The 15295-nt window shown below is 59.2% G+C and carries 11 protein-coding genes; all 11 read right to left on the bottom strand.

Annotation, left to right across the window (positions count from 1 at the left end):
* Nucleotides 1-116: 116 nt before the first annotated feature.
* Entirely contained in the window at nucleotides 117-1226 is a 1110-nt protein-coding gene (locus tag QK296_RS21245) for a mannuronate-specific alginate lyase (protein WP_282391280.1), read from the bottom strand.
* 8 nt (nucleotides 1227-1234) lie between these two features.
* The gene (locus QK296_RS21240) at nucleotides 1235-2683 is read right to left on the bottom strand and encodes an alginate O-acetyltransferase (protein WP_282391279.1); all 1449 of its coding nucleotides are present in this window, start codon (nucleotides 2681-2683) and stop codon (nucleotides 1235-1237) included.
* An 11-nt stretch (nucleotides 2684-2694) separates the two neighbouring features.
* The gene (algG, locus tag QK296_RS21235) at nucleotides 2695-4263 is read right to left on the bottom strand and encodes a mannuronan 5-epimerase AlgG (RefSeq protein ID WP_282391278.1); all 1569 of its coding nucleotides are present in this window, start codon (nucleotides 4261-4263) and stop codon (nucleotides 2695-2697) included.
* Nucleotides 4263-5753: an alginate export family protein gene (locus tag QK296_RS21230; RefSeq protein WP_054921029.1), complete on the bottom strand. Its 1491-nt coding sequence runs from the start codon at nucleotides 5751-5753 to the stop codon at nucleotides 4263-4265. The genes algG and QK296_RS21230 overlap by 1 nt, the downstream gene beginning before the upstream one ends.
* Nucleotides 5750-7198: an alginate biosynthesis TPR repeat lipoprotein AlgK gene (algK, locus tag QK296_RS21225; protein WP_034134564.1), complete on the bottom strand. Its 1449-nt coding sequence runs from the start codon at nucleotides 7196-7198 to the stop codon at nucleotides 5750-5752. The genes QK296_RS21230 and algK overlap by 4 nt, the downstream gene beginning before the upstream one ends.
* 80 nt (nucleotides 7199-7278) lie before the next feature.
* Nucleotides 7279-8445, bottom strand: a complete 1167-nt coding sequence (locus tag QK296_RS21220; RefSeq protein ID WP_282391277.1) for an alginate biosynthesis protein Alg44 — start codon at nucleotides 8443-8445, stop codon at nucleotides 7279-7281.
* A gap of 37 nt (nucleotides 8446-8482) precedes the next feature.
* Nucleotides 8483-9964 carry a mannuronan synthase gene (gene alg8, locus QK296_RS21215; RefSeq protein ID WP_003188740.1) on the bottom strand — a complete coding sequence of 494 codons (1482 nt, stop codon included), beginning with the start codon at nucleotides 9962-9964 and terminating at the stop codon, nucleotides 8483-8485.
* A gap of 83 nt (nucleotides 9965-10047) precedes the next feature.
* On the bottom strand, nucleotides 10048-11364 hold the full coding sequence (locus QK296_RS21210; RefSeq protein ID WP_003188741.1) for a nucleotide sugar dehydrogenase: 1317 nt from the start codon (nucleotides 11362-11364) through the stop codon (nucleotides 10048-10050).
* Between the two features lie 877 nt (nucleotides 11365-12241).
* Nucleotides 12242-13021 (bottom strand): peroxide stress protein YaaA, encoded by a 780-nt coding sequence (yaaA, locus tag QK296_RS21205; RefSeq protein ID WP_282391276.1) that lies wholly within the window; start codon nucleotides 13019-13021, stop codon nucleotides 12242-12244.
* Between the two features lie 134 nt (nucleotides 13022-13155).
* Complete coding sequence (gene icmH, locus QK296_RS21200; protein WP_120248685.1) at nucleotides 13156-14004, bottom strand: type IVB secretion system protein IcmH/DotU; 849 nt, start codon at nucleotides 14002-14004, stop codon at nucleotides 13156-13158.
* A 135-nt stretch (nucleotides 14005-14139) separates the two neighbouring features.
* Nucleotides 14140-15246: a type VI immunity family protein gene (locus QK296_RS21195; protein WP_282391275.1), complete on the bottom strand. Its 1107-nt coding sequence runs from the start codon at nucleotides 15244-15246 to the stop codon at nucleotides 14140-14142.
* Nucleotides 15247-15295 lie beyond the last annotated feature (49 nt).

Genomic DNA, 15295 nt, shown 5'->3' with positions numbered 1-15295 from the left:
TTGTGATCGTTCCCACGCTCTGCGTGGGAATGCCTCTTGTGGCGCTCTGCGCCACGCTTTGGGACGCACAGCGTCCCGTGCTGCATTCCCACGCAGAGCGTGGGAACGATCAGCGACTAGCTGCCTTTGTTGCCTTTTTCATGCGCCGGGTCGTAGACCTTGGTCAGGTCACCACCCAGACGGAAGGTCTTGAACGGTTGCATGCCATGCTTGCGTTCGATCACATCCGGCGCGCAGGTGTAGAGGGTGCAGAAGGGCTCAAGCCAGGCAAATTTCATGTCTTCCTTGAGGTCCTTCATGTCCTGCTCTTTGCCGTTCTTTTGCTCGAAGATGTCCGGGTCTTTCACCCCGGCTAGCACCTTGTCACCCAGGCGCTTGAGCGCGCTGTTGTTTTCCTGGCGCAGGTCCACGCCGTTGACCAGGGCAAAGCTGGCGATCATCGACAGCGGCGGCAGCGCGTAGTTGTGGTACGACAGGGCGCGTTGCTGGCGCTTCAATTCGTTCGGCAGGAAACCCTGGTCATCGACCTGGTTCACGCCGACCTTGTATTCCTTCACCGCCCAGTCAAACAGGTCGCGGCGGTTGGTAGCGATGGACGTTGCCATCACCGACCAGGCGGCCCAGTAGGAGTGGTTGTTGGTTTTTTCCAGGGGCAGGTTGTCCCAGTCGCTCACCACCTGGTCGGCCAGCTTGTTGAACCAGGCTTCGATTTGCTGGGCTTGCTGCGGGTGCTTGGCCAGCGGCTGCGACTCGGAGAACTTCAAGCGCACATAGGCCGAGGCCATGCTGCCCAATGCCCATTTGCGCATGGACTTGCCGGTGTGGTTGAAGTCCTTGGACATCAACGCATCAGCCTTGGCCCATGACACCAGCCAGTTCAGGGTGCATTCGAGCTGCTGTGGGCGGCCGTCACGCATGAACTGCATCACCCGTTTGCTGGTGTCTTTTTCCAGCTTGGTGATATCGGCGGTGCTGTCGCGAAAGGCTTTTTCCGACTGCACATTCAGGGTCGAACGGGCCTTGTCGGAACCTTCGTACTTGCTGCGAAACTGCAACGGCCCGGTGTAGGGCGTTGGCATGCTGTCGCAATCATTCTTGAAGTCGCCGGTTTTGAACGCTTCGATCGGTGCGAAGTAACCCTGGGGCGGACGCAGCGGCGCGGCGGCGTTGGCTGCCCCGGCGAAGATCGCCAGGCCCAGCAACGATGGAATCAGTAACTTCTGCATAAGTAACCTCATTGCCCCGTTGACGCGGTCTGTTGACCACCGGCGGGGAATACGTTGCGTGTGCAAATTTTCGCTTCAACCTTCTGCGCCGCAGCGCCCGCTTCGGGGCCCTGCACTTCCACGGCCAGCAAGTTCTGCGAGGCCCAGTCTTCATCGGTGCGCAGTTCAAAGGCGAAACGCCCGTCTGTATCGGATGTTTCGGGTTTCTCGATCTTGATGTCCTCGTGGCGCCCGTTCATGTACCAGAGGGTGGCTTGCAAGGTTTTCACCGACGGATCGGCGAAGCGGATATCGACCTGATGGTTGGCGTTGCGCAGGTCTTTGTTCGCGCTGTTGACCATCAGTTCGTTTTTGCCCGGTTTGAGCGTGGTACTGGCCGACATCTGCGCGGTCTTGCCTTCGCAACCGTTGTCCAGCAGCGCCATCATCTGGCGGTAGATGGTTTCCTGGTCGAGGCGGTACAGCGGCGAGAATTCCCAGATCAGGATCTTCGGCGGGCTCTTCTGAAATTCATCGCTGCCCAGGTACTGCAGCATCGAACCTTCCAGGCCACCGCCGGGGAAGGCGACGTTGAGGATGTCGGCACCGATTTCCTCTTCCAGAAAACCTGCGAAGTTGTAGTTCTTGCCACTGTGGCTGGTGCCCACCAGGGTGATCTGCGGGTTGCCCGAATCGCCGAACAGGTCGCCGTCACCGGCTTCGCCCTTGGGCTCGGTGGTGAACTGGTCCATGTACTGGATCGCATAGCTGGTGCCACACAGTTGCCCGGCCATGTTGTGCAGGGTGCCGGTCTTGCCCATGCGGCCCGAGCGCTTGGTCTCGAACTCACGCTTGGGAATCTCGGCATATTCCGGCATCTGCTTGACCTTGGCCGCGACGATTTTCGCGGTGCGCTGGGCGCCGTAAGGGGTCCAGTGCTGGTCGCCACGGAAGTAAAAGTCGTGGGCCGGCAATTCATCCGGCAGTTGTTCGTTGGTCAGCGGCGACAGGTCTGGTACCACGTAGCCCATCTTGGCGAAGCGGCCGAGCATGGTTTTGTAGTTGCCCAGGGCTTTGTCGAAGTCGAACGAGGCTTTCTCCGCCGGGTTGAGCTTGTTGCGGTTCACCAGGCCACGGGTCGGCTGGTAGACCACCACCAGTTCCACGCCCTTGCTCTTGAACGCATCGTGCAACTGCTGCATGCGCTTGTAGCCGGCCGGGGTGGTGTCGAACTCGGTGCGCAGGTCTTCCTGGGTACGGAACAGCCAGTCGCCCTGGGCTTGCACCAGGGTGGTGAAGTTCTGCTGGTAGCGCGTGGTGTAGTTCTTCGCGTCATGGGCGGCGGGGCATAGGCTGCAGCAGGGTTCAGCGGTGAAGGTAGGAGCTTTGACTTCATCGGCGCGTACGCCCTGGCTGGCCGCCAGCAGGCCGAGGGTCAGACCCGAGAGGCTCAGCAGTTTGATCATGTGTGGGTGCATAAGGGTCATCCTCAGTCCTGCAATTCGGTCTGGCGTTCGACGGGGTCGATCAGCACGGCTTTCTGCTGGCGTACCAGCAGGTCGAGAATTTCTTCCTGGCGGTCACCCAGGATGCCGGAGAAGCTGATGCCGCTGGATTTGGTCGGCGCCAGCATCGACACGCGATACAGCTCGATACTCAACGGCGAGTCGATGGACAGCGGCCCGCTGCCGTTACCCGCCAGTTCACCGCCGACCACGATCAGCGAGACCTTGGCGTCGAACGGGTCGAGGGCGATGTCGCGGTCGGTGTCGGTCAAGTCCTTGATGTGGCCGTACACGCCGGTCAGCCCGTTGGCCATCGAGGTGTTTTCGTAGAGCTTGATGTTCACGCTGTTACGCACGCGGATCCCGTGGCGACGGTTGCTGATCACCTTGTTGCCCCACAGCAGGTTGTCGCCGCTCTCATAGAGGGTGATGCCGTCGGTGTGGTTGCGGTAGATCTCGTTGTCGGCGATCAGGTTGTTGACGCTGTTACGGTCGATCACCAGGCCCGACAGCTTGTTGTCATAGCTGCGGTTGTTGAAGATGAAGCTGTCGTTCACCTCCCGGGAAATGATGATGCCGTGCTTCTTCTTGGTGCCGTAGACGGTGTTGTCCGCGATGATCAGGCCGTGGGAACGGTCATGGGGGTCAATGCCGTAGACGATGTTGTCTTTGTAGGTATTGCCCTTGATCACAAAGCCTGTGGTCTCGTAGCAGTAGAAGCCGTACCACATGTCCGAGAACTCGGAATCGATGATCCAACCGGTCGGCTCGGGGCGCTTGAGCACCTTGGCCATGTTCGGCGTGTACTGGGAAATACTCACCCCGTACGACTTACTGTTGGCGTAACCGAAGCTGGCCATCTTCGTTTTGGAGATATAGGTCTCGGTGCCGCCCCAGGCCAGCAGGAACGGGCGGAACTCCTTGGCCGACTTGAACAGCGCCGGGCCGTTGGCTTTTTCATCCCAGCCGGTGACCTTGGTATCGCGCACGAACAGCTGGCCGTCGTTGATCAAAAACGAACCGGCTTGCTGGGACAGGCGCAGCTCCTGGGTGTTTTTGTCGATATCGAGGATACCTTTACGGCCCACCACGATCGGCAACTTGGCCAGGAACACCCCCTGCGAGGTTTCGCTGAAGTACTGCTTGGGCACTTTGCCCAGCAGGTCCTTGAGGTTCATGTAGCCGTCGTCGACGAAGATCGCCTGGGGAATGCCATGCTGGCGCACCACCCATTCGGCCATCTTGTTATCGCCGCCGATAAAGTCCTTGAGCGCGTCTTCCTGCATCATGCGGCGGATGCTGATTTTGCCCGCCTTGGTCTTGACGATTTTCTTTTCCATCGCCTGCGCGGTGTAGCCCGACAGGTCGGGCAGCGCCGGCTTGGCCATTTCCAGCGGCGCGGTGGGCGGGCTGGAAATGGTATAGGTCTTGGCCTGTTGCAGTTCCTTGGCGATGGTCGGCGCCTTGGCCGCCGTATCGGCGAACGCTGTGGCGCTGGCCATCAGCATTGCCGCGACGAGTAGGCTTTGAGCATTCATGGCGCAGGCTCCCATCAGAATTTCCAGACCACGTCGACAAACGCGCGGTGCATGTAGGAGTCGACCTGGCTGCCATAGGCATCGCCGGGCTTGAACACGCCGGCACGCAAACGCACCAGCGCCGATGGCTCGTCGATCGACTGGCTCAGCGCCGCAGGCAGCAAGCCTTTCTTGAAGTACTTGGTGACCACCAGGTCCATCTCTTGCCCGAGGTCTTTCTTGCCGTCTTCAAGAGGCAGGGAGGTGCTGGAGAGGATCGCGCCGGTGACGTCATCGGTGTTGTTCTGCACCGCGTCGATGCCGTTGCTGCCCACCGGCTTGTTGCCGTCCACGCGCCAGAACTTGTGGTACACCAGGCTGGCGTCGTAGTCCTCGCGCAGTTGCCAGGAGCCGAACAGGCTCATGGACTGCATGTTGTTCATCTCGCCGCGAAAGGCTTCACCGAAGCGATGCACACGCGACTGGGTGCCGGTCCAGTTCGAGCGGTTGCTTTGCAGGCCGTTCTGTTCGTACTCGGCACTGGCGCGCGAGTACGCGGCACCCACTTGCCACTGCGGATCCAGGCGCAGGCGCACGCCGATGTCGGTGGCCCAGCCGCTCAGGTCATCGCTGCGCTTGGCGCTGGTGGGGCGTGTGCCGTCGGCGTTCAAGGCGTTGACCTTGTCGCGGTCGCCGCGCATGCCGGTGATGCTTGCCCAGTAGTTGACGGTGTTGGTGTTGCGCCAGTTGTAGGCGTCGCTGTTGGCTTCGATGCCCAGCCAGGTCAGGTCGCCGTTTTCGCGCTTGTCCAGCGGGTCGCTGGCGACACCCGGTTCGGCGTAGTCGAGCTTGCCGTCGTCGTGGGTGTGGTGGCCGCGCACGCCGATCCACTGGCCCGGTGTCCACTGGTAGGCGGCGTCGGCGTAGAAGTGCTGGCGGTCTTTGTCGACCGGTGACAGTTCCTTGAGGTCGGTGCGGTATTCGCTGAAGCGTTCGGCGGCGCCGACATTGGCCTTGAGCAAGGTGGTGTCGAAGGTCCAGTTCAGCGCTTCGATGTTGGTGTCGCGCCATTGGCCGTCGTCATTGCGCAGGCGCTGGCGGCCGAACTTGAGGATCTCGCCGGGGTAGGGCGTGAAGCCGCTGTAGCCGACCCAGAACTCACGCAGGGCCAGGTAGTTTTTCTTGGCCTTGCGGTCGTCGTTGCTCGACTGCTGCTCGGTGGTGTCATCGGCCGACTGTTGCAGGGTGTCGGTCTCGATGATGTCGCTGGACACCACGGCCTGGCCCATGGCGTAGGCGCTCCACGCGCCGCTTTCGCCGTAGATCCAGGGGCGCAGGTCGAGGCCGATGCCGTTGACGTCGCCGCCTTTCTGGGTGCCGAGGTCGCGGTCATCTTCAGACTGCGCGGTGGCTTTGACTTCCAGGCCGAAGTTCTTGGCTTCGGTGAGCGCGGCCAGGGTCGGGCACGACCACAGCAGGGCGAAGGTCAGGCCGATGCCGGCCTTCACGAATGGGTTGAGCTTCATAGGGATTCCTCGCCGTCTTCTTCTTGCAGGGCGTGCAGTTGCAGCGTGCTTTGGGCCAGGGTGCCGCGGGCGGCCAGTTCTTGTTGCACCAGGCGTTGGCCTTCGGCGCGTTGCGCAGGCGTCAGCGGCGCTTCGAGCTGGGTGGCCAGGTCATTGGCTTCTGGCGTGTCCTGGGCCTTGGCCAACTGGCTGAAGACATAGGCGTTCAATGGGTCGGGCTTGGTGCCCTTGCCTTGGGAAAACAGTTGGGCAATGGCGAAGTCGGCGCTGTTCTGGCCGTTGCGCGCTGCGGTCAGCAGGTGGTCCAGGGCTTTTTGCGGGTAAACCTTGCCCAGGTAGCCACGGCGGTAGATCTGGCCGAGGTAGTAATCGGCGGCCACTTCACGGCCCACGGCTTTCTCGAAATGCGCCTCGGCGGCCTTGGCATCGGCGGGCACCCACTTGCCTTCGTAGTAGAGCTTGCCCAGCAACAATTCGGCGCGTGGCTGGTCGGCGGCGCGGCCGTTGTCGAGGTACTTCATCATCTGGTCGACATCGCCCAGTTCAGGGAAGTCGTAGAGCAGTTGCGCCAGGCTGACCCAGGACGCCGGGTAGCCGGGAGCGATTTTTTCCAGCAAAGCCTGGGCGGTTTTTTCGTCCGGGGTGCCGAGGGTGGCATCGCCGAGTACGCGGGCGACGCTGTCGACGCGCTGGGCGGTGACGGTGCCACGGCTCACGCCTGCTTCCATTTGCTTGAGCAGTTCGGCCTGTTGTTCCGGCTGCTGTTTTTTCTGATAGACCGTGGCCAGCTCGACGTAGCAGATATCGGTGGTGTTCAGCGCGGCTTTGCAGATGCGCTCCACATCATCCAGATGCTGGTCGTAGGTACCTTGGGTGCGATACAGCAGCACCTGGGCCAGGCCGGCCTCCGGGTAACCCGCCGCCTGCCATTGGCTGATCTGCTGTTGGGCATTCACATTGGGGAAGCTGTGCGGGTATTGCAGGTACAGCATCGCGAGCGGGATCAAGGTATTGCCTTCGCCATTGGCAAAGGCCTTTTTCAGCAGGCTTTCGGCTTCATGGTGCTCGGCCTCAGTGGCGCCCGGCTTGGCCGCCAACAGGCGACCCAGGCGTGCCTGGGCGCGGGGCGAGGTGTCTGCCGCCGCACGGTAGGTGGCTTCGGCCTGCTTGATTTGCGCCGGGTCGCGTGTGCCGACCTGGATATCGGCCAGGCCCACCTGGGCCTCGCTGTAGCCCAGTTCCGCCAGTTGCTGGTAATTCTGCTGTGCGGTGACGGTGTCGCCGCGCTTGAGGGCTTCGTTGGCCAGGCGCTGGTCGGGCAGGCCGGCGCAACCGGCCAGGCTCACGGCCAGTGCCAGCGCGCAGTACGCAGAGGCCAAGTGAAATCTGCTCTGTGTGGGAGCTGGCTTGCCTGCGATGGCATCGCTGCGGTGCAACTGATGCACCGAGTCGCCTGCATCGCGGGCAAGCCCGGCTCCCACATGGGTCAACGGTGTATTTGGAAGAGTCACAGGCATGTCCTCGCTTACAGACCGTGGGCCATGGCTTTGTCGATCAGCCAGTTCAGCGATGGGCCACGGTCGCTGGTGACTTCCACCGGGCGACCGGCGTAGGTGCTGTCCAGCGGTGCGTCAGGCTTGATCTGCACGCGGATGTCAGAAGACAGGTCGGCGCTGTTCAGGCTGGTGCTGCTGACGATGGTGCCGGTGCGCATCTGTTCTTCGTCGGCGACCTGGAAGTTCACCTGCGTACCTGGGCGCACGTCACCGAACTGGCGATAGCTGAAGCGCGCTTCTACATTGGCTTCGCTGCCGCGTGGTACCAGTTGGAAGATCACATCGCCTTTGCTGGCGTACTGGCCGTCGGCAACCAATTGCTGGGCTACCACGCAATCGCAGGGCGAGGTCAGGGTGCCGGTCATTTGCTTGCCGAACAGCTCTTCAACCTTGGCCGGTTGCAACTGGTCTTCGTCCAAGTGGCCCTTGAGCACATCGAGCATGCTGGTGCTGAAGGTCGCCAGTGGCGCGCCTTTGGCCGCTACCGAATCACCTTTGAGCAAGCTTTGCACGGTGCCGTCACGGGGCATGGTCACGTTCATGCCCGGTACGCTGACGAGGCCGGCCTGGGCGTGGCTGACGAAGTACATGCCGTAGAGCGACTTGACCACAAAGCCGAAGGCCGCCAGGCCGACCAAAAAGATCGCCAGGCTGAAGGTCACGGCGCGCAGGCGACCGAACGCGGTCATGCCGCTGCCGCCGTCCTTGACCTTGCGTGCCTTGGTGAAGTTGTCGCGTTGCAGGGTCGCGAGCACGTCGCCCATGGTCACGATGTCGCCGGACAGGTGCGAGGTGATCAGGTGGCGCAGGGTGGAAATATCCTGGGCATCGAGGTTCTGGAACTGGCAACCGGTGCGGCCGGTCTGGCGGTCGTAGGAGCGAATCTGCAGCTCCACGTCCATGGCCAGGCCGAGGTTATCGATCACGAATTGCAGGCGGCCTTTGTGCACTTGGCCGATGGTGAGCGGCTGGGTGGCGGTGAAGGCCAGGCCGCCGGCGGACAGGTCGATAACCTTCGCCTCAGTCGGCGTGCGGTCGCTGTTGAAGAAGCGCAGCTTGGCCGGGATTTTCACCCGGGCGTGTTGGCGCTGAGCTTCGGATTCGTGGACAACGTTGGCGTTTACTTGGCTATTCATCGGGTGTAATTCCTAGGTTAATTCAGGCTTGGCAGGGTCAGACCATCATCAGCAACACGGCAACGAAGATGCTGCCGGCGGAGAAGGTCATGGTCCGAGACGACCAGGTGTTGAACCAACGTTGAAAGCTGGCCAAATCGCGGGTCAGTTTGGTGTCCTGGCGGGTCCAGGACTGTTGATCAAGGCGGAAGAACACGTAGATCTTCACCAACGCGCCCATGATCTGGTTGTAATAGAGAATCAGCGGGTAGGCCGGGCCAATCTTGTGGCCGGAGCACGACAGCAGCAGGGTGAGGATCAGGCGGGTAATGCCGATCCATAGCAGGTAGGCGAGGATGAACGCGCCGCCGTACTTGAACGTGGCGATCATCGCGACGGTCAGGCCGAGCAGGGAGGTCCACATCGACACGCGCTGGTCGAACAGCACCACGCTGGTGAACAAGCCGAGGCGACGCACGCCCAGGCCCAGGGCACGGGAGTTCTGGCGCAGGTTGTTGCCGTACCAGCGGAACATTAGCTTGCGGCTGGCTTTGATAAAGCTCTTTTCCGGCGGGTGTTCCACGGTGTTGATCGCCGCATCCGGCACGTAAAAGGTGTCGTAGCCCAGGCGCATCAGGCTGAACCAGCTGGACTTGTCATCACCAGTGAGGAACTTGAAGCGGCCCAGGCGCCAGTGTTGCAGCGAGTCGCTTTCCACGTCGGCGATAAAGCCCGGGTCAGTCACTACGCTGGCACGGAACACCGACATGCGCCCGGTCATGGTCAATACGCGCTTGGACAGGGCCATGGAGCACATGTTGATGTGGCGTTGGGCGAAGCGCAGTTTGTGCCATTCGCTCATGATGTAGCCGCCGCGCACTTCGCAGAATTCGTTGGTGGTCAGGCCACCGACATTGCCGAACAGCTGGAACCACGGCACGGTCTTGCGCACCACGCCTTCGGCCAGCACGGTGTCGCCATCGATCACGGCAACCACGGCGCGGTCGTCCGGCAAGTGGCGGGAGATGGCACGGAAACCGAACGCCAGGCCGTCGCGCTTGCCGGTACCGGCGATGCGCACGAAGTCGAGCTTGACGTGAGCCGGCGGGTTGAGCTTTTCCCAGAGGCTCTTGACCAGCAGCTCATCGGACATTTCCACCAGCGAGCACACCACGGTGGTGGGAAAGCCGCAGTCGATGGCTTCGCGAATCACCGAGCTGTAGACCTGGGCGGTGGTCAGCGCGTCGATACGAAAACTGGTGACCATCAGGAACACATGGGACGGGTCGGCGGCTTTGCCCAGCTTGCGCACTTTGCGGCGTAGGTGCGGGTACACCACGTACAGGAACAGCATGCCGCGAAAGAAATGCGTCGCGCCCATCGAGTAGCGCCAGATACCCACGGCACCAATCAGGAAAATAAAATTCTTCGATTGCGAATCGAAGGTGCTCGCCGGCAACAGCAGGGCGAGGCCCATCAGCAGGCTGAGAAAGAACAGCCAGCCGGCCGATTGCAGAAATACATGTTTTAACTTGGACATAAGCGTCATCCGCAAGGTGAGGAGGCTTCAGGCTGCAAGCGCTGGGGATAAAGCCACTTGCAGCCTGAAACTTGCCGTTGCTGTTACCAGCAAATACCTTCGGTACGGCCGCTCACGCTGGTGGCCTTGGACATGAAGCCCACCAGGTCGACCACTTGTTTGCCTTCCGGAGCGTTATGCGCCAGGGCACGGAACTTCTCGTCACGGTTACCGAGGATGATCACGTCGGAGTTGTTGATCACATCATCGAAATCCGAGTTGAGCAGGGACGACACGTGGGGGATCTTGCCCTCGATGTAGTCCTTGTTCGCGCCGTGTACACGGGCGTACTCGACGTTGCTGTCGTAGATGCTCAGGTCGTAGCCCTTGCCGATCAGCATTTCTGCCAGCTCTACCAACGGGCTTTCGCGCAGGTCGTCGGTGCCGGCCTTGAAGCTCAGGCCCAGCAGCGCAACTTTGCGTTTGTCGTGGCTGGAGACGATGTCGAAGGCGTTCTGTACCTGGGACTCGTTGCTGCGCATCAGCGAGTTGAGCAGCGGTGCTTCCACGTCCAGGGAGCCGGCGCGGTAGGTGAGGGCGCGCACGTCTTTTGGCAGGCACGAGCCACCAAAAGCAAAACCTGGGCGCATGTAGTACTGGGACAGGTTGAGGGTCTTGTCCTGGCAGACCACTTCCATCACTTCACGACCGTCGACGCCGACAGCCTTGGCGATGTTGCCGATCTCGTTGGCGAAAGTGACTTTGGTGGCGTGCCACACGTTGCAGGTGTACTTGATCATTTCGGCGACGGCGATGTCCTTGCGGATGATCGGCGCATCGAGTTCTTCGTACAGCGACTGCAGGACGTCGCCGGAAGCGGTGTCGAACTCACCGATGACGGTCATCGGCGGCAGGTCGTAGTCAGCGATGGCGGTGGATTCACGCAGGAACTCCGGGTTGACCGCAACGCCGAAATCCACGCCGGCTTTCTTGCCGGAGCAGTCTTCGAGGATCGGGATCACCACGTTGGCCACGGTGCCTGGCAGTACGGTGCTGCGCACCACGATGGTGTGGCGAGTGGTCTTGTCGCGCAGCACAAAACCGATCTCACGGCATACCGATTCGATGTAGTTGAGCTCCAGGTCGCCGTTTTTCTTGCTCGGCGTACCGACGCAGATCATCGACAGGTCGGTGTCGCGGATGGCTTCGGCGAAGTTGGTGGTACCGCGCAGTCGACCGGTTGCGATGCCTTGGCTCAACAGTTCGCCCAGACCCGGTTCAACGATAGGGGATTTACCCGCATTGATCAGGTCGATCTTTTCCTTGGAGATGTCTACGCCGACCACTTCATGGCCACGGGCAGACAGGCAACCGGCACACACGGCGCCAACGTAACCCAAACCAAATATGCTGATGCGCATCGCAATTACCTCTATGTTTAAATCATGCCATTAGATGGCCGGAGTTCATGTTTGCAAGCGTCACTGATGCCGCGAAAGTTAGGCGAATAGACGCCGACTTACCGCGTGCAGGCATGTTAAATAGCGAGTGACTAACTATTGCACTCAAGTTGTGCGCAACGTGGCCTTGTTATTGGGGCTTGCCCTGAAATGCAGCCGGTTTTCCGTGGCGGAAGGGTCCGGCGCCAGTGCCGCTGGGCTTTGATACAGGCAAGAAGCCTTTTGATATCAATGCCTTGGGTGTTAACACTGGCTCATTTAGGTCAGCGCTGCCTTGGCCTTTAGGGGGTTGGCAATGAGTCCTTATCGCCGCCCTCAACTCAATCAGTTGATGATATGACCCTCGAGCCAAAGTGCTTTATGACAACTTGGCTACTTCCATTGGTCGGTATGTAAGTCATCTCTTACGTAAGCAGAGAATTTCGTTACCGGTGGTATGAGCGGTGCTTCAGGACGAAGTTCCGGGCCACTCATCCCCTTTCCGGAAATTTTTTGAAATATTAGAAAAGATGGCACTGGTACTATATTGATAGCACTTGCTATTTAGGCCAGTAGTTATGGGGAGTTGGTGCGAGAGGATAGTTTTGTGCCACTACCGTTAAAAAAAAGTGGTGCCACTACGAAAAAAACCGACGAGTGTCGAGTGAAGAAAATGTTAGGGATGTGTCAGGATGTTTTTTGACGCCAAATAAATGACGATTCCGAGGCTGAAACGCAGACAAAAATGTGGGAGCTGGCTTGCCTGCGATAGCGCTCTAGCAGAAACACATGAGTCGGCTGACCCACCGCTATTGCAGGCAAGCCAGCTCCCACAGTTGATGTTGGTGGCTGGCAGGCCTTATTCCGGTGCGTGATCGCGCAAAAACACCAGGTTGTCCGGCTTGGACTGCTCCGCATTGAAGCGGTAACCCTGCACATCGAACTGCTTGAGCTTCGCCGGATCGTTGATGCGTTCTTCAATCACAAACCGGCTCATCATGCCCCGGGCTTTTTTGGCGTAGAAGCTGATGATCTTGTACTGGCCGTTCTTCAGGTCCTTGAACTCGGTATTGATGATCCGCGCCTTCAACGCCGTGCGCTTGATCGCCGAAAAATACTCATTGGACGCCAGGTTGAGCAGCACATCGTCGCCTTGCTCGGCCAGTGCTTCATTCAACCACTCGCTGATGCGCGTACCCCAGAAAGCATAGAGGTCCTTGCCACGGGCATTGGCCAGCTTGGTGCCCATCTCCAGGCGGTACGGCATCATCAAATCCAACGGGCGCAGCAGGCCGTAGAGCCCCGAGAGCATGCGCAGGTGATCCTGGGCGTAGCTGAAATCGGCATCGCTGAACGTCTCGGCATTCAGGCCGGTATACACGTCGCCCTTGAACGCCAGCAGTGCCTGCTTGGCGTTGTCCGGAGTGAAGGCCGGCGTCCAGCTGCCGAAGCGCGCGGCGTTGAGGCCACCGATCTTGTCGGAGACGTGCATCAGCTCACTGATTTGCGCCGGGCTCAGTTCGCGCAGTTGCTCGATCAGTTCCTGAGAGTGGTCCAGGTACTGCGGCTGGGTGAAGCGCGCAGTGACCGGCTTGGACTCGAAGTCGAGGGTTTTGGCGGGGGAAATCACCATCAGCATGAAGTTGGCTCCTGGAATCGTGGCGTGTAGCGTGGGCGCGATTCTAGGGGGTTGGGCGTTTTGACTCCACCTATGATGGTGATAGGCACATGTTGGCGCTGATACGACAATTGGACGAGTGCTCTGGAAAACGGCTAGAGGCTGAGGATCCTCTCCAGAGACGCCAATACTTGCTGGGTGATGGTGTTCAAGCGAATTGAGTAGACTGTGTAGGCGACCGTCAGTACTACGGCAGCCATGGCCCACGGCGTCCACAATGGCCAGGCGCGTTTGATCCGGTAGTTGCGCGGCGCGACGTTGGTCAGTGGGTCGGTCAGGCGCTTGGGTGTTTCGCCGCGAAGAGGGCGCAGCAGACCATGCAACTGGTCGATGATTTTGTGTATTTCGTCATCGCCCTTGCTATGGGCGCCATATTTGCCTTTGAGGCCGGAGATCAGGCACTGGTACATGAACTCCAGCACATGCTGGTACTTGGCGGCTTCGGGAATCATGTTGTTCATGATGGTGAAAAATTTTTCGCCGCCTTGGGTCTCGCTGTGGAATTGGCTGAGCAATGAGCGGGCGCTCCAGGTAGAGAGCCTGCCCCAGGTGGTGCGCATGACCACTTCGTCCACCAACAGGCACAGGCTGTAGGAGTAGGCCTTGAGCATGCTGGCGTCGTAGTCGAGCTGGCGGACTTCTTCCATGATCGCGATGATCTGGTTGCTGACGCTTTGGTACAGCGCCGGTACGTCATCGTGGTGGTCCAGACGGCGCAGGCGGATGACCAGGCCGATCAGCGGCGTGGCGGCGTCGCACAGCGGGTTCCAGGCCACGCCGCGTATATCGTATTCAGGGTCTGCCAGCAGTACGGGCGGCTTCGGCTTGGCTTGCTCCACGGCGAGGGCGGCCGCTTCGTTACTGGCGTCCTGTGGCAAGTAGTTGAAGAGCTGATTGTTATGTCCTGTTGTAGGTATGTTTTTGCTGGGTGTGGGCTCACTCATTTTTTTCTCCAGTCGTGCACAACTGCTCCAATTCCGGCAACTAATACTGAGGTTGACGTCGACACCGTTGCCGATGATCAGGCTTTGCCAGTGAAGGCGATAGAGCCGGAAATAGCTGAAGCCAGAAGGGGTTGATTACAATTTGAATTTATCGTCAGGGGCTGGGCTGAAAAGGTCATCAAGCATCTGCCTGCTAGCGTTCAACTGCTGTTGCTCCGCTGCTGATATACGGCGATAAAGCGGTGAAGGCGGGGGCCTCGGGGAGTCGTTGGGAAGGTCAAAACGGCGCATCCATTGGTTGCTGGTGCGCTCGTTGAGGCGCACTTCACCGGCAATCGAGCCGTAGTGCAGCGAGCCAATATTGCTGACTCGCAAGGGTTTGAGCACTTCATTGACCATCACATATAGCTCGGGCCGAGGGTCGACATCCGCTTTGCCCAAGGCAGGCCAGTCTCCCGCACGAAAAATGGTGCCCCATTCGTAAGGCAAAATGCCTATGCGTATGTCGTTGAGTTGTTCGAGCAAATCCGCGGTTGTCCCTAATTTGCTTACCCAATGGTGGGCAAGGTAGGAATACCAGTTGAGGTTGCTGTAGCCGGTGCGCCATTTCTTATTGCCGCTGGGAATGCACAGGTCTGCACCTCGGTACTCTTGTACCAGTTCATATTCAACATGCTGATAATTTTCCCATTCATAACTGTGTTGAATACCTAATCCTGCGGCCCCGTGCAATGGGCGTAAAATGTTGCACATTTCGACTATCAGTTCGTCAAAATTCTTTTTACCTGAACCTTTGAGTTCTTCAATAGGAAGGTACAGTCTTACGGTTGTTATTGAGCTATGCACTTTTTCGTACCATCCGGCAGGCGAGTACGCGTCAAACATGTAGGTGCCAACGTTTTGAAAGCTTTTGTTAGAGGACCACATAAGTGCAGCTGACTCTGCGAAGCCATCCGATTGTATATATGAAATACAGTCTTGCATGGTTTGGGGGGTGAAATTTTGCTTAATCATATTTTCGCCTCCTGTGTAGCCCCATACCAACTTTTTACCAAAGTGCTTACAGAAGAGTTCAAAGGCTTCAGCAATATGCTTTCTGCGAACGGGGAGGTAAGCATCTATCAGGTAAAAAGTCGCTACCAGTCCCACTTGCAGAACCGGCTGCTCTTCATCTGTTTCATCGACAATGGTGAAGTCCCAGCGATGGGCATCGAAGTCTTTGAAAAACTGCTCTTCATTCATGGTTTGCCTGCGGTATATCTTCCAAAAAAATACATAGTTTTGAAGGGGG

The organism is Pseudomonas sp. AL10, from assembly GCF_029960685.1.
Lineage (GTDB): Bacteria > Pseudomonadota > Gammaproteobacteria > Pseudomonadales > Pseudomonadaceae > Aquipseudomonas > Aquipseudomonas lactis.
This window is presented reverse-complemented; position numbering and strand designations above follow the sequence as displayed.